The 16,286-nt window shown below is 32.9% G+C and carries 15 protein-coding genes; 13 read left to right on the forward strand and 2 right to left on the reverse strand.

Going from position 1 to position 16,286, the window contains the following annotated elements; genetic code table 11:
- Positions 1-69: 69 nt before the first annotated feature.
- From J2S72_RS07035 to J2S72_RS07095, 13 genes are all read left to right on the forward strand, one after another.
- On the forward strand, positions 70-924 hold the full coding sequence (locus tag J2S72_RS07035; RefSeq protein WP_307495246.1) for a YitT family protein: 855 nt from the start codon (positions 70-72) through the stop codon (positions 922-924).
- Positions 925-1,069: 145 nt separating this feature from the next.
- A complete protein-coding gene (locus tag J2S72_RS07040; protein WP_307495247.1) occupies positions 1,070-1,957 on the forward strand; it encodes a DUF2232 domain-containing protein in 888 nt (295 codons plus the stop codon).
- Between the two features lies 1 nt (position 1,958).
- Entirely contained in the window at positions 1,959-3,941 is a 1,983-nt protein-coding gene (locus tag J2S72_RS07045; protein WP_307495248.1) for a DHH family phosphoesterase, read from the forward strand.
- Positions 3,938-4,387 carry a 50S ribosomal protein L9 gene (rplI, locus tag J2S72_RS07050; RefSeq protein WP_307495249.1) on the forward strand — a complete coding sequence of 150 codons (450 nt, stop codon included), beginning with the start codon at positions 3,938-3,940 and terminating at the stop codon, positions 4,385-4,387. The genes J2S72_RS07045 and rplI overlap by 4 nt, the downstream gene beginning before the upstream one ends.
- A 4-nt stretch (positions 4,388-4,391) precedes the next feature.
- Positions 4,392-5,711: a replicative DNA helicase gene (gene dnaB / locus J2S72_RS07055; protein WP_307495250.1), complete on the forward strand. Its 1,320-nt coding sequence runs from the start codon at positions 4,392-4,394 to the stop codon at positions 5,709-5,711.
- 1 nt (position 5,712) lies between these two features.
- The gene (locus tag J2S72_RS07060) at positions 5,713-6,570 is read left to right on the forward strand and encodes an undecaprenyl-diphosphate phosphatase (RefSeq protein ID WP_307495251.1); all 858 of its coding nucleotides are present in this window, start codon (positions 5,713-5,715) and stop codon (positions 6,568-6,570) included.
- A 41-nt stretch (positions 6,571-6,611) separates the two neighbouring features.
- Positions 6,612-7,553: a P1 family peptidase gene (locus J2S72_RS07065; protein WP_307495252.1), complete on the forward strand. Its 942-nt coding sequence runs from the start codon at positions 6,612-6,614 to the stop codon at positions 7,551-7,553.
- Positions 7,550-8,335, forward strand: a complete 786-nt coding sequence (locus J2S72_RS07070; RefSeq protein WP_307495253.1) for a type III pantothenate kinase — start codon at positions 7,550-7,552, stop codon at positions 8,333-8,335. The genes J2S72_RS07065 and J2S72_RS07070 overlap by 4 nt, the downstream gene beginning before the upstream one ends.
- 146 nt (positions 8,336-8,481) lie before the next feature.
- On the forward strand, positions 8,482-8,982 hold the full coding sequence (locus J2S72_RS07075; protein WP_023055778.1) for a peptidoglycan recognition protein family protein: 501 nt from the start codon (positions 8,482-8,484) through the stop codon (positions 8,980-8,982).
- The gene (locus J2S72_RS07080) at positions 8,963-9,148 is read left to right on the forward strand and encodes a hypothetical protein (protein WP_023055763.1); all 186 of its coding nucleotides are present in this window, start codon (positions 8,963-8,965) and stop codon (positions 9,146-9,148) included. The genes J2S72_RS07075 and J2S72_RS07080 overlap by 20 nt, the downstream gene beginning before the upstream one ends.
- A 12-nt stretch (positions 9,149-9,160) precedes the next feature.
- Positions 9,161-9,376, forward strand: coding sequence for a DUF2922 family protein (locus tag J2S72_RS07085; RefSeq protein WP_307495254.1), 216 nt, complete (start codon positions 9,161-9,163; stop codon positions 9,374-9,376).
- A 26-nt stretch (positions 9,377-9,402) separates the two neighbouring features.
- Complete coding sequence (locus tag J2S72_RS07090) at positions 9,403-9,552, forward strand: YvrJ family protein (protein WP_023055767.1); 150 nt, start codon at positions 9,403-9,405, stop codon at positions 9,550-9,552.
- A 203-nt stretch (positions 9,553-9,755) separates the two neighbouring features.
- On the forward strand, positions 9,756-13,418 hold the full coding sequence (locus J2S72_RS07095) for an S-layer homology domain-containing protein (RefSeq protein ID WP_023055784.1): 3,663 nt from the start codon (positions 9,756-9,758) through the stop codon (positions 13,416-13,418).
- 106 nt (positions 13,419-13,524) lie between these two features.
- Here the strand turns inward: J2S72_RS07095 and fni are convergent, their stop codons facing one another.
- Positions 13,525-14,541 carry a type 2 isopentenyl-diphosphate Delta-isomerase gene (gene fni / locus J2S72_RS07100; RefSeq protein ID WP_023055757.1) on the reverse strand — a complete coding sequence of 339 codons (1,017 nt, stop codon included), beginning with the start codon at positions 14,539-14,541 and terminating at the stop codon, positions 13,525-13,527.
- Between the two features lie 52 nt (positions 14,542-14,593).
- The gene (locus J2S72_RS07105) at positions 14,594-16,261 is read right to left on the reverse strand and encodes a DUF2207 domain-containing protein (protein WP_023055758.1); all 1,668 of its coding nucleotides are present in this window, start codon (positions 16,259-16,261) and stop codon (positions 14,594-14,596) included.
- Between the last annotated feature and the right edge of the window lie 25 nt (positions 16,262-16,286).

Here is a 16,286-nt window from a genome sequence, read left to right on the forward strand (position 1 = left end):
GATTTTTTATTGTTAAAATACTTATAAAAATTTTGAAAAATTTTGTTATAATATTTCTTGAGGTGAAAAATGAAGAGTGTTTTTAATATAAAAAGATTTTTACTTGTAAACTTAGGAGTTGTTTTAGTTACAATTGGACTGCATTTTTTCTTAATTCCAAATAGTCTTGCAGTTGGAGGAACAAGCGGACTTTCCATAGAGCTTGGACATATATTTCCCTTTATTCCCGTATCATACATATTATTTGCATTAAATATGATTTTGGTAGTTCTGGGCTTTGTCACCATAGGACGAGATTTCGGATTTTATACAGTGTATGCTTCAATGTCTTTGGGATTTTTCTTGTGGCTTTTAGAAAAGACAATACCTACAGTAAGACCCATAGTAGAAGGAGATATATTTATAAATCTTATCTTTGGAATAATAATTCAGGCAATAGGTATAGGTGTTGTAGTAAATCAAGGAGCTTCCACAGGTGGAACAGATATACTTGCAAAGATCATAGAAAAATATACAAGATTTTCCTTCGGCAACGGACTTATAATGAGTGACGGAGTTGTAACTTTAATAGCTCTTTTATTGTATGGACCTGGTCTTGGAATGTATGCCCTTCTTGGATGCTTTATGAATTCTTTTGTAATAGACAAGATGATTGCAGGTTTTGATACGAAGTTTTATGTGACAATAGTTTCTGAAAAGACGGAAATAATAAATGAATTTATTTTAAAGGAGATAGAAAGAGGTTCAACTATTTACGAAGCTATGGGAGGCTATACAAAAAGAAATAGAAAAATTTTAACATCTGTGGTAAACAAGGGAGATTTAATAAAATTAAAAGAATTTATAAGAAAAACCGATGAAAAATCCTTTATGTATGTTTCTTCAGTAACAGAAGTTGAAGGAGAAGGCTTCACCTATGAATAAAAAATATCCTCAGTCAAAAAAAGGCTGAGTTTTTTTATTTCAAAAATTTTTTAAACTACAAAAGGCAAGACAAAGTGATTTTATGAAATCAGCCAATATTTTAATATTTGTCCACCTATGGTAAAATAAAGTGGGAGTTGATTTTTTGAAAACAACAAATTTAAACATTTTAAAATTGCTCCTTAGTTCAATAACAATTACAATGTTGGGATTATTTTTCCCACCTGTTTATCTATTTTTTCCATCATTGTTTTTGTACTACGGAATTAAGGATTCAATAATAAAAGCTATTTTAGCTTTGCTTGTTCCATCTTTTATTATGGGATATATAAATCCTACTTTGGGACTTGCAATTTTTGTGGTATTTGCACCTATGATTTTAAGCTTGCACTACCTCATAACAAATAAATATGGAGTCGATGTGAGCTTAGGTCTTGCATCTTTAGTAACTTTTATTTCAATTTTGTCAATTATGTATGCTTATGGAATAAATGGAAGCACCCTGTCTTCAGAAGAAAGTGTAAGAGCTTATATTGAAGGTGCAAAACTTGTTCTTTCAAAAAGCGGAAGTTTAAATACTTCAAACTTAGAAGGAAATCTTAGGACAATGTATCTGCAAACCATAGCTCTTTTACCTTCAATAATAGTTATAATAAGCATTGCAATTTCTTATATGACCTATTTACTAACAGGCAGAAGACTTTTAAAAGATGGAATAATTGTAATGCAACCGCCGTCTTTTGAATTTTTAAGATTGCCAAAAATCTTTGTGGCAATTTCAATTCTTGTCCTTTTAATTTTAAAATTATTAGGGTTTCAAGAAATTTTTATGAATTTAGCTTTAATTTTTACCTTTATGACCTTTGTAAACGGTCTTGCAACTTTAAAGTTTCTCTTGTTTAAAATGGGAGCTTCCCAGTTTATTCAAGTCTTGGCCCTTGTATTTTTTATATTTTTGCCAGGTATGCAGATAGCTTCGGCAGTTCTTGGCCTTGTAGATTCTTTATTTAATTTAAGGAGATTGCCGAACTAAGATGAAAGATAAATTTTTTAATTTGTTTGATGCAAGATTTATTCTTGCATTCAGTTTTATAGTTCTTATTGTAATTACTGTATTAAAGCCATTTGTAGGCGGAATAGCAGGTCTTATTTACATCTATCTGATTTTTATAAGCTATAAAAATATAAAAGATAAGAACTATGCTTCACAAAGATATATTGAACAAATTTCTCAGGATTTTGATTCAGTCACTAAACAAGCCGTTTTTAATATGCCTTTTCCTATGGTAATATGCGATGGAGACGGTACTGTATTGTGGTACAATACCCTGTTTGTAAATTTATTCTCTTCAGAACTTATGGGAGAAAATATAAAAAATATTTTACCTCAAATAATTCGTGAAGATATAAATGAAACAGGCTACTATATAAGCTTTGATTCCAAAGACTATATAGTTTATAAAAACAATGTGGATCTTTCCACCGGTTCATCTGAAAGAAAAAGCATACAGATGTACTTTATGGTGGACTCATCGGATTACAAAAAACTTCAAAGAGTCTATATTGATTCGAAAGCCATGATTTTAAAAATAGAAGTTGATAATTATGATGAGGCTCTTGATTCTACCCCAGATTCCTCAAGACCAATATTAATTGCAGAAATAGATTCTATTTTAAACAGTTATTTTGATGAATACCAAGGACTTTTAATAAAATCTGATTCTGACACCTATATAGCAGTTTTAAGTTTTCAAGCTTTAAAACAAATTAAGGAAAGAAGATTTGATTTACTTGATGATTTAAGAGAACTTGACAAGGGAAATGCAATTCCCATAACTCTTTCCATAGGAGTTTCTTCTTTCGGAAAAAGCTTCAGCGAATCCTATCAAGAAGCAGACACAGCTCTTGATATTGCCCTTGGAAGAGGTGGAGATCAAGCTGTTGTAAGAGTCGATGATAATTATGAATTTTTTGGTGGTAGAAGTAAGGCTGTTGAAAAGAGAAATAAGGTTAAGGCAAGAGTAATAGGAGTTGCCCTTAGACAATTAATTGATGCAACAGATGAAGTTTTTATTATGGGCCATGCAAACCCGGATATGGATGCCATGGGAGCAGCCATAGGAGTGCACAGAGCAGTTTTAAACAGGGGTAAAAAAGGTTACATTGTATTTAATGAAATAAATCCTTCCATTGAAAATTTAATGATTAGATTAAAGGAAGAAGAACCAGAACTTTTAAAGGACTTTTTAAATTCTGAAGCAGCTCTTGGAAAAATAAAGTCAAATTCCCTAATTATAATGGTGGATAACCACAGACCTTCTATGACGGAATGCCCAGAACTTATAGCAAAAACAAATCAAATTGTAATTTTAGATCACCATAGGAGAAGTAAGGAGTTTGTTGATAATCCTGTTTTAACTTATATTGAGCCCTATGCGTCAAGTACCTGTGAACTTGTAACGGAAATGCTCACTTATATGAGTGATAATTCAAACCTAACTCACTTTGAAGCTGATGCTCTTATGAGTGGTATTATTGTAGATACTAAAAACTTTACCTTCCAAACAGGGGTAAGGACTTTTGAAGCTGCAAGTATGTTAAGACGTCAAGGCTCAGATATGGTAAAGGTTCAAGCCCTATTTAAAAATGACCTTGATACTTTACAATCAAAGGCCGAAGTTGTTCATGCAACAAAAATAATCGACGGTAAAATTGCAATTTCAAAACTTGATAGATATCAAGAAAATTCTATTTTAATAGCAGCTCAAGCAGCAGATGAGCTTTTACAAATTAATAATATAGAGGCAAGCTTTGTCTTAACTCACAAGGATAATAAAATTCACATTTCCGGCAGAAGTAGAGGAAGTTTCAGCGTTCAACTTGTTCTTGAAAAAATTGGCGGTGGAGGTCATTTAAATATGGCTGGTGCCCAAGTTGAAACTGACAGTATAGAAGAAGCCGAAAAAATTTTAAGAAATGCTTTAGATGAATATATGAAAGAGGTTGAAAATAAATGAAAATAATACTTTTAAAAGATGACAAGACTTTAGGTAAAGCCGGAACTCTTACAGAGGCAAAAGACGGTTACGCAAGAAATTTTTTGTTTCCCAGAAAAATTGCAGTAGAAGCAACTGAGGAAAATTTACAAAAATGGAAAGAAGACAGAAAAAGAGAAGAAGAAGAGGAAAAGCAAAATAGAAAAGAAGCCAATGAACTTAAAAAGAAAATAGAGAAAAAATCCATAACAATAGAGGCAAAAGGTGGAGAAAACGGAAAATTATTCGGTGCCATCACTTCACAAAACATTTCAGACAAAATAAAAGAAGTCTTTGGTTTGGATATAGATAAAAAAAGGATTCTTCTTAGTGAAAATATAAAAACTGAAGGAAGTAAAACAATTCAAGTAAAACTTTATGGAGACATTTTTGCAGATTTAAAGGTAAAAGTGGAAGTATTAAGGTGACAAAATGGAAATGAGAGTTCCTCCCCACAGTGAAGAAGCGGAAGTATCTTCCCTTGGAGCAATGCTTTTATCAAGAGATGCCATTTCAGCAGCCTCTGAAATTTTACTCCCTGAAGATTTCTATTCTCCCGCCCACCAAAAAATTTACGGTGCAATTTTAGAATTAGATGAAAAAAATGAGCCGGCAGATATTGTAACTGTAAGCGAAGAGCTTACAAGGCAAAATGTAATTGATGAAATAGGAGGCGTGTCCTATCTTGCAAGCCTTTCTTCAGCAGTGGGAACAATAGCAAATACAGAATTTTATTGTAAAATCATAAAAGAAAAATCAATCTTAAGAAAACTTATAGGAGCAAGTGATGATATTATTTCAAACTCCTATAACCCTGAAGCAAGGGCAAATTCAGTAATAGAAATTGCAGAAAAGACAATTTTTGAAATTACTCAGGATTCTATGAACAATGGTCTTATACCACTAAAAGAAGCCCTTCTTGACAGCTTTTCCCTTATGGAAAAAAGAGCCCAAAATAAAAACGCTCTAACAGGAGTTACAACAGGCTTTACAGATCTTGACAGAAAACTTTCTGGACTTCAAAAATCTGATTTAGTTTTAATTGCAGCTCGTCCATCAATGGGAAAAACAGCTCTTATGGTAAATATAACTACAAACGCCGCTCAAAAAGGAGACGCCAAAGTTGCAATTTTTTCTCTTGAAATGAGCAAAAATCAACTTGTACAAAGAATGATTTCTGCGGCAACTCATATAGATCTTATGAAAATCATAAGCGGAAGTTTAAATGAAGAAGAATGGACAAAAGTTATAAACTCCATGACCGTCCTGCAAAATTTGAACATAAGCATTGATGACACACCAGGCATGAGTCCTGTAGAAATGAAGGCAAAATGCAGAAGGTTAAAAGCTGAAAAGGGTCTGGACTTAGTAGTTATAGACTACTTGCAACTTATGGAATTAAGCTCCAGAACTGAATCAAGACAACAGGAAATTTCAGCAATATCCCGTTCCCTAAAAGCTCTGGCAAAAGAGTTGGACGTTCCAGTTGTAGCTCTTTCACAACTTTCAAGAGCACCGGAGCTTCGTTCAGATCATAGACCGGTTTTATCGGACTTAAGAGAATCAGGAGCTATTGAACAGGATGCAGATGTTGTAATGTTCTTATACAGGGACGATTATTACAATAAGGAAGAATCAAAAGAACCCAATGTTGGAGAAGTTATTATAGCAAAACATAGAAACGGACCTACAGGAACAATAAAACTGGTATTCAAAAAAGAATTTACAAAATTTTTAAACATGGAGAGATAAAATGGACTTTATAAAAGCGATAATTCTTGGAATCATAGAAGGATTTACTGAATTTCTTCCGATTTCATCAACGGGACACCTAATTCTTGCAGGGAATTTTTTTAATCTTTCAAATAAAGAGTTTCAAAATGCTTTTAACGTAATTATTCAATTGGGGGCAATCCTTGCAATTGTTGTTATTTATTTTAATTCCCTAAATCCTTTAGGAAAAAATAAACTTGAAAGAAAACTAAAAAGACCCCTTGAAGGACTAACCCTTAAAGAAAAACTTGCCCTGGCAGATAAGAAGACTTTAAGACTTTGGACAAAAATAATAATAGGATTTTTACCTGCGGCTGTTTTAGGTTTTTTGTTTGACGATTTAATAGATAAGTATCTTTTTAACAACATAACAGTTGCCATAAGCCTTATCTTTTATGGGATAGTTATTATTTTAATAGAAAAAAAAGATAAATCTGGGAAATATACATCCATTGACAGACTGCCTATTAAAACCGTTATCTTAATAGGATTATTTCAATGCCTTGCAATGATTCCCGGTACAAGTAGAAGTGCAGCAACTATTATAGGAGGAGTTTTGTTGGGAGCCGATAGGATAACGGCAGCAGAATTTTCCTTTTATCTTGCAATACCAACCATGTTAGGCGCAACATTTTTAAAAATTATTAAAATAGGAGTAAGTTTGAGCCTAGGCCAATGGATAATTATTTTAGTGGGATTTATAGTATCTTTTTTAGTTGCACTTATAGTTGTAAAAAAATTTTTAGCCTATATAAAAAAACATGACTTTAAAGTTTTTGGAATTTACAGAATTATCTTGGGAATTTTAGTAATTGCCCTAGAAATTTTTACAAAATAATCCCTCAGGGGATTTTTTTTTAGAAAAAAACGGAGGTTTTTATGTATTTAACAGACGTAAAAGGAATAAAAGTCGGACACGCCAATAACCAAGCAACAGGACTAACAGTAATAATTCCCCCAAAAGGGACAGTGTGTGCAGTTGACGTAAGAGGAGGAGGACCTGGCACAAGAGAAACGGATTTGTTAGATCCAAAAAACATGGTCCAAGGGGTTGACGCCATAATGCTTACAGGAGGATCCGCCTATGGTTTAAATGCAGCAGCAGGCGTTATGAAATATTTGGAAGAAAAAAATAGAGGCGTTGATGTAGGTCTAGGAATAGTTCCCATTGTGTCGGGAGCAGTAATATTTGATTTAGCCTACAAAGATTATAAAACAAGACCCGATGCAGAAATGGGCTATGAAGCTGCAAAAAATGCCAGTGAAAAAGAAAATAGACTTGGCAATGTAGGAGTAGGACTAGGTGCAACAGTAGGCAAGATATTAGGCATGGAAAGTGCAATGAAAGGTGGCTTGGGATCCTACACAATAAAAGTAGGACAAGTTACAATATCAGCCCTAAGCGTAGTAAACTCCTTTGGAGATATATTTGAAGACGGAAAGAAAATAGCAGGAGCAATAAATAAAAAAACAAAAGAATTTTATAATCCAAAAGAAATTTTAAAACTTATGGAAGAAAATAAAGAAAAATATTTCAAAGGCACAAATACAACCCTAAGTGTCCTTGCAACAAATGTAAAGCTAAATAAGACTCAGGCAGAAAAAGTTGCAAATGTGGCCCACAACGGTTACGCCATGAGTATATTTCCAGTTCACACCCAATATGACGGAGATACAGTTTTCGTTTTATCAACAGGACAAGTAGAAGCAGATCCCACACTTGTACAAGCTTTAGGGTCAATCTGCGTAAAAAATGCAATAATAAGTGGAGTAAAAAACGCAAAGACAGAAGAAGGCTACTTAGCCATGGAGGACCTATGAGAATTTTGGTAATAGATGTGGGAAACACAAACATAGTCTACGGAATATTTGAAAAAGAAAAATTAATCTATGAATTTAGAATATCAACCTCAGAAAAAAAGACCAATGACGAATATGGAATGATATTTTACCAAACCCTAAAAGCAAAGGGCATAAAAGTAGACACCATAGAAGGAATAATAATATCATCAGTAGTTCCAAACGTTATGCATACTCTTGAAACAATGAGTATAAAATATTTCAACATAAATCCCCTCATAGTAACATCAGACATAAAAACAGGCATAAAATTAAAATATCAAAATCCCAAAGAAATAGGAGCAGACAGAATAGTAAATGCAGTGGCTGTTTCAAAAATGACAGAAAAAAACGCCATAATAATAGACATGGGAACGGCAATAACCTTTTGCTACTTAACAGATAAAAAAGAATATATGGGCGGTCTTATAATACCGGGAATAGGCATAAGCGCCGATGCTCTCACCACAAGAACAGCAAAACTTCCGAAAATTGAAATAATAAAAGCGGAAAAAGTAATCTGTGATGAAACTGTAGAAAGTATGCAGGCAGGTCTCTATTTCGGATATAGAAAAATGATAGAGGGCATAATAGATAAAATATTTGAAGAAAAACAATTAAAAGCAGAAAATACTGAGATTTTTGCAACAGGAGGCTTTGCCCCTCTTTTAACAAAAAATTTAAAATATCCCATAAAAATAGAAAGAGAATTGACCTTAAAAGGACTTATGGAACTTTATAAGCTAAACACAAAAAATAAATAAAAATAAATTTTCCTTGCAGGATTGTAAATACATACCTGCAAGTTTTTTTATTTTAAAAGGCTATTAGCAAGCTCCCTTATATTTTTATATATTTTTGTCACTTTTTCATAAAATTTGCTATTTATATTGTGAAGGAGGGAAAAGAAATGATCATTGACAAAAGACTCATTCATTACAATTTTTCGCCAAGATATGGGACAAAAATCGCCTATATAGTCATTCACGATACGGCAAATAAGGCCCCGGGAGCAAATGCCCTAAACCACTACAGGTACTTTGCAGGCGGAAATAGGAAAGCAAGCGCCCATTATTTTGTAGATGATAAGGGCATAGTCCAAATAATTGAAGACAACATGTCTGCATGGCATTGTGGAGATGGAAAAGGTCGCTATGGAATCACAAATTCCAATAGTTTGGGGATTGAGATGTGCATAAATGAAGGATCGGACTTTAAAAAAGTCATGGAAAGGACAGCTGATCTTGCAGTATGCCTGGCAAAATTTTACAACTTAAAACCAGATAAAATTGTAAGGCACTATGATGCATCAAGAAAAATATGCCCATCAAGTCTATGTAAAAATAATTGGCAGGGATGGTGGATTTTTAAGGAGGTTATAAAAAGTAAGTATGAAAAAATTAAGATGTGATGTAAGTAAAACCCTGGAAGGCAAAAACATAATTAAAAGAAAAATTTTACCAGAGCTAAATCCAGGTTCAGAAGGAAGTTTGCAAGGATTTTTAACCCTGTTAAAACAATTGTATACAGGTAAAGAAGTGAGCCTTTATACAGTAGAAGAAGTAAAAATCGGTTAATAGGAGGTTTATATGGAAAGAGTAAGTTTAAGATTAAAATTCAACATGGATGATGGAAAAGCCATGTCCATTTCCTTTGGAGACTGCGACCCGCAAGTCACAAAAGAAACAGCAAAAAGTCTTGGAGAAAACATAGCCTCAGCTAAAATGTTCAAGAAAAATGACCAAATAGTTGAAGAATTCACCCAAGCGGTTAAGATTAGCGTAAAAGAAGAAATTCTTGTCTAATCTTATTTTACATAGGAGGTGTTTATATGGAAGAACTCATAAGCCAAATCGCCAACATAGGCTTTCCCATGGCAGTTTCTGTTTTTCTTTTAGTAAGGATAGAATCAAAAATAACGGAGCTGTCAGACTCGATAAAAGACCTGTCAAATAATATTTCCCTTATTATGAGAAAATAAAAATTATAAAATTAAAAGTTTATAAAAATTTCAAATTTTTTAAAAAGTCCAGACCTTAAAAGTCTGGTTTTTTATTGGAGCTTAAAAATGCCAAAAAATCCAAAAAACTTGAAAGAATAGGAAAATAGTGATACATTAACTATGTATATGGCAAAAATTTATAAAAATTTAAGGAAAATAAAATTTAGAGAAAGGACCAAGTTATGGAAAAAAATTTTAAAGACAGAGTATTAAAACCCTTAGGTATTTATACTTTGGCGTTTTCTTTAGTCTTACCAAGCCTTAGTGGAGTGGTGGAAGCAGCTAATGAAACCAAGGAAGCAAAGGTTGATACACTTATAGTAAGTCAAGAAAAAAAGATTGAAGAAACAAAAGCAGAAAATGGACTAGAGGTTAAGAAAGAAGCTGAAAAAGAACTTGAAAATATCCTAAGTGGTGAAGAAATTCAAGATATTAAAAATAGGGCAAATAGTTTAGAAAATGATTATTTCTTTAATGGTGATATGTTTGAAGAATTAAAGGCAGAACTTAGAAAAGCAAAAGCCGATCCATCAGTAAACTATGAGGAAGCTAAGGCTCGTCTTATTAATGAAGCTATCCTTAAAAATGCCCCAGCACAAAAAGCTCCAGGACCAGAAAGAGCATCTATTACTGTAACATTTTATACCGCTGGAAATGCTATCAAAGCTGGAGTCGATAAAATTGGATTAAGAAGTAAAGAGTTAAAAAAGGGATATAGAATAGTTGTATATGTGAACAATTTTAAACGTGGAGAATTAACACTAACTAAAAATGATTCAAGACCTAGTGTAACACTAGAAAGTAAACTAAAAGCCGGTGATTTAGTAGAGGCTGAAGTGTATGATGATCAAGGAATTAAAGTTGGTGACACAGGTTCATATACAGTTCCTAATTCTAAGGCTGATGAATATAAAACTAAAATAAAAATGCCAACAGGAGAAATCTGGATAGAACAATACGTTGCAAATATAGTTAGCGAGGAAGAAAAATCTGAAGCTTTAGATTTGTTAAAAAAAGCAAACTCTACTGAAATAGCTAATGATATTAAGTCTGTTGATTTTAAAATCGAGGGAGTAGGTACTAAAACTGCCTCTTATACAGTAACCTACAAAGATAATTCAAAATCAGATGAAATACAAGCTCCAAACTTAACTGTAAAACAAGTTACCGAATACTCAGCAGCTACAAACGTAGAGAAGATAGTAGTTACTGACACAAAAATCACAGGTAAGTTAGTGCCACAGAAAAAGCTCGAAGATGGTACATTTGTCCCAGATCCAGATGGTACGATAGCTGCTGGAACAAAGGTAATAGCCATATTAAAGCCAAGTGGTAACAATAATGCGAATAAAGATTATTGTACGGGCAAGTGTAGCACAGATAAAAACTCCTCTCAATTAGGAGAGACTAGTGTAAATGCTGATGGAACTTTTGAAATCAATGTGCCAAATGGTTTTGATTATAAGCAAGAAGTTGGTCTTACAGTAAAGGAACCTCATAAGTTTAAGGCTTGTAATTCTACTACTGTTGAATATGTAATACCAAATGTACCAGTAAGAGACCCTAAAAAACTAACGCCTGAAGAAAAAGAAGCAATTAAGGAAGCTGTTAAAAAAGCCAATACAAGAGAAGATGGTGTTTCAAAACTCCCTAACGGTACAGGATACAATGATGGTATACCTGCCTTTATAGAAGTTGATGACCAAGGAAATGTAAAAATAATAAGTGGTAATGATGTTGAAGTAGATTGGGATAGTAGTGGAAATCCTATTGTTCAAAAGAATGATGACGGTACTGTAAAGGTTGAAGCTGGCAAAGAAAACAATGTTGCCAAATTTGAAAAGGAAGAGGTCCTAGAAAACAAGGCACCAGATGCTCCTACAATCACACCAGATGCAGACAAGGGCGAGATAACCATAAGTCCAAACCCTCTTGATACAGATGCCAAGAAAATAGAAGTTAAATACACTGATCCAGATGGTAATCCAAAAACAGAAATAATAGAAAAAGAGGATGGGGAAAATGGCAAGTGGAGTACACCAGAAGGCTCTAAAGTAACAGTCAATCCAGATACCGGTGTGGTGACCATAAAGGATTCTGATATCAAAAATAAAACCGATGTCTCTGCAACTGTAACAGATAATGGTGGTATCGCAAATAATGATAAAGAAAAGAAAACATCTGATAACAAGAGCGAAACAATCAAAATCTATCCAAAGAAACCAGAAATCAAGGTTGACGATAAAACTGGTGATGTAACCATCACTCCAGTTGAAAAAGATAAAGATAGGGTTGCTAAAAAAATGGATGTTACCTACACACCAGCAGGAGAAACAGATCCTAAGACAGTAACCTTTACTAGAAATGACGAAGGCAAATGGTCTATTGAAGGCAAAACTGATTTTGAAGTAAGCGAAGATGGAAAAAATATTACTATTAAAAATGGCAAAATAAAATCCGGAACTCAAATAACAGCTCAAACCAATGATGGGGATATTAGTGACATTTTAAAATCTGAAATTGAAAAGAGAACTGTTTCAGATAAAACTGCTCCAAATCCCCCAAAGGTAGAAGTGGATACAAAAACTGGTAATATTACTATAACACCACCAAGAGATGAGGACACAACATCAGTAACAGTAACCTACAAGAAGGCTGATAATACTGAAATAAAAGTCAAGGCTAAAAAAACTGGTAGCACATGGTCATTAGCCAAGGAAGATGGCACTCCAGATGGCACTCCAGTCGACAACGGTGAAGAAGTAGATGGAACTTCTGGTGTAATTACCCTTAAAAAGGGAAGTTACAAGACAGAAGAACTTGTAACAGCATTTGGTAAAGATGATGCAAATAATAAATCTACAGATGATACAAAAACCCCAGTAGCAGTAACTATTGATGCAAATGGTGGAAAGCAAAACATAGATGGTTCAATCCTTCTTAAGGGTGGAAGCTATGTTTTACCAGAAATATTTGCACCAGAATATTTCCCGCCAAATAAAGAGTTTGTCGGATGGCAAGTTGGTAAGGAAACTAAAAAAGCAGGGGAGTCTATTCAAGTAAATGCAGATACTATTGTAAAAGCTATTTGGAAAGATAAAAAATCAGATCAAAATAATCCAAATAATCCAAATAATCCAAATAATCCTGGTCTTCAAAATAAAGAAAATCAAAAATCATTAGGTTTCTTTAAAATTATTGAAGATATGGAAATAAATCGCCACTACAAATATCTTTATGGATATACAGATGGAAGTGTTCGTCCTGAAGGATTGATGACAAGAGCAGAAGCAGCAGCTTTAATAGCTCGTTTGGCAAATCTTGACATGACCAATAATACTAAGCCAAACTTTAAAGACACACCATCAGCTTGGTACAATTCAGCTATTAATATTATGGTTAAAAAGGATTTAATGTTTGCAGATAAAGACGGCAACTTCCGTCCTAACCAACCGATTACTCGTGGAGAATTTGCAAGAGCTATTTACTATATAGACAAGAAAAATGATAAGATAGCACCCTTTGCCGATGTAAAAGGTCACGAATTTGAAGAAGCTATTAATCAAGCCTATGGCAATGGACGTATTGCCGGCTATGAAGATGGCACCTTTAGACCTGATGCATATATTCAAAGAGCAGAAGCAGCAAGAATTTTAAATCAATATGCCCGTCGTAATGTAACCTTAGAAGGTTTAAGTGGCGTAAAGAAAGATTTAATTCACTTTACAGATATAAGCGAAAGCCACTGGGCTTATTGTGAAATTATGGAAGCAGCTAACTCCCATGAATATCAAAGAGCAAAAGGAAGTATACCAGAAACTTGGATAAAAATTATAGAAAAATAAATTATAGAAAGATAAAAAAAGACACGCAGAAATGCGTGTTTTTTTGTGCCTTAAATTTGGAAATCAAAACTTTATTAGTGGTTTGATTTTTTTAAAATCTTAAAAATTATTTTGAAAGTTCTTTTAGTGTGCCACTTATTGTAAAGGGCAATTTTTTTAATTCTTCTACATTTTTGGAGCCTGTTAAAAGCATTATGATTTTTGCTTTGTACATAATATTTTCCAGGTATTCCATTGTGTATTCATATCCTCCGTGAATCAGGTATGAAAGTATTTCTCCGGACATGGCTGCCATGTCTGCTCCAAGGACAAGACTTTTTACTAGGTCCATGGAATTTTTAATTCCTCCTGAGCTTATTAAGGATAGGTCTTTTAGGTTAAGGTTTTTAATTGAAAGTAGACTTAGGGCTGTGGGTATTCCCCAGGAATATAGTTCTGATAGATCATTTTCCGGTCTTCTTAAATTTTCCACTTCCATAAAATTTGTTCCGCCGAATCCTGAAACGTCTATGTGTCTTACGCCTACACTGTAAAGTCTTCTTGCTACATCTCTTGACATGCCGAAGCCAACTTCTTTTACAATTACAGGTACTTCAGACCCTTTTACAATTTCTTCTATGTTTGAGAGGATTCCTTTAAAGGACCTTTCTCCTTCTTCCATAGCAAGTTCTTGAGCGGGATTTAAGTGAATTTGGATTCCATCCGCTTTTAACATGTCTACTGCAAATTTTACATCTTTTATGCTTGCACGACCGGAAAGATTTCCAAGGATTACTCCTGAGTCTCCCATAATTTCTCTTACAATTTTAAAGCTTTCAATGGAGTCTTCATCTTCCAGGGTTATTGTTTGTGAGCCTACTGCCATGGGGATGTTAAATTCTCTTGCGATTTCTGCAAGTTGTCTATTTATGTCTTCGGTAAATTCTGAACCACCGGTCATGGCGTTAATCATAAGGGGAAAGTTTATTTTTTTGTTTAAAAACCTTGTTGATGTGTCTATTTCGTCAAAATCACATTCCGGTAGGGAATTGTGGGGCAAAAAAACATCTTCAAAAAGGGGGTTTCCAAGGAAACTTGATCTTAAAAAACTTTCGATATGTTCTCTTTTTCTATATTTTCTCATAAATTTCTCCTGTATTTAATAATATCATCAAGAATGAAAAATGTTAATATAATTATTTTTTTGATTTTAATACAATATCACTTAAAAAAGAATTGTAAAAGTTTTCTGAAAAAATTTTATATTTTTCGGGGTCTTCTTTAAATGTTTTAAAAATGCTCCTGTCAAAGAAGTTACTAAGGGGCATTTTGCCCAGGGCTTCGTATATTTTTTTATCATCTATTCCAAGGCTTATCATTGCGATTATATCCTCATTTGTGTAGGATTCAAAGTCTTCGTTTTTTTCGTATTCCACGGTTTTTTTATTGTAAAAGTTTACTAAATAGTTTCCCTTTGGAGTTTTATAAAGCATTGATAAAAACATGAGGGATATGGAAAATATTGTAAATATTGTAGATGAAATAATATTTATGGGTTTAAAGTTTAATACTGAAAGGCTGTATACAATTATTGCAAGAAGGGAAATTTTAATAACTTTTTTCTTGTAAGTGTCAATTTTGTATAAGAGGTTTAAATTTTCCAGTTTATATTTTAAACTTTTTGAATATTCGTTAAATTGTAAATAAAATTCCGGTCCGGCTTTTATTTTTTCTGCAATATCTCTTGTGCTTATGATAGTTTCATCTTTAAAGAAATTTTCTATAAAGGTTTTTTCTTCAATTTGCAGTTGAGAAAGTTTTTTAGGATTTAAAATAAATAAATAACTTATTTTTTTCTTGCCAGATTTTGTTACATAGTCTTCTTTTTTTATTTCCAGGGCCTTAATTCTTTGTAAACTTAAAATATTTGCAAGAATAAGGTTTTGTAAACTTCCGTCGCCTTTTAGAAGGTAGGAGGCTTCTAAGGAACTTACTATATTTGGGTCTTCTTCCTTTGTTTTTCTTCTTAAATTAAATAAATAAATTGCATATAAGAAAATTAGGAAGGAAAAAATTGTTGCTCCGGTGGAAATAAAATAAGAAAATTTATTTTTATCTCCGTCTAAAAAGGATAGCCTGCCGCTATTTTTATGGATTTCTTTAAGGCCCTTTAATGTCATATCTGTCCTTTGAGTTGAAAAGGGTATGGCTTCTTCTTCAAAACCCAGGTCCAAAAATAAATAGCCACCTTTTTTTATATCTCTTACTTTGATTTCCAAGCCGTTTTTTACGTTTTTAATTTCTTTTTTGCCAGATGAGTATAAAAATGGACTTGTTTCTTTAGAAATTCCATTTTCAAAAAAGAGGTCTCCTTTAAAAAAATCGATTTTATTTTCAAGGTCTTTGAAAAAAGTATAGGAAAAATATCCGGTGTCGCTGCCAATTTTTCCAAGGTTTGAAATTTCATAGGACATTTTTAAATTTAAGGTACTTTCAAAGGGATTGAAAATTTTTATAAGAATCCTGTCTTCTTCTTCGTCCAAGGTGTATGATTTGGAATAACCCTTTTTTGCATTGGTATCCAGGGTCAATTTTTCATTGCCTATGGAAATTGTCAGTTTTTCTATTTTTGAATTTTTAGGTTTATATATGCTTCTTATTACTTCGTCTTCATTTTTTTTGGATTTATATACTATATCATCTTCAAAATACAGGCTTCCGTTATCTTTAATTAAGACATGGGTGTCAAAGTTTACGGAAATTTCTTCTGCAAAAATTTTCCTGGGAAAGAGAAAAAGAGAAGAAAAAATAAAAAACAAAAGTACAAACTTACAAAATTTATATAAAAATAATTTTAATTTCATATTATCACCAAATTAATTATATCAA

Source organism: Peptoniphilus koenoeneniae, assembly GCF_030812875.1.
In the GTDB taxonomy this organism is placed as follows: Bacteria; Bacillota; Clostridia; order Tissierellales; family Peptoniphilaceae; genus Peptoniphilus_B; species Peptoniphilus_B koenoeneniae.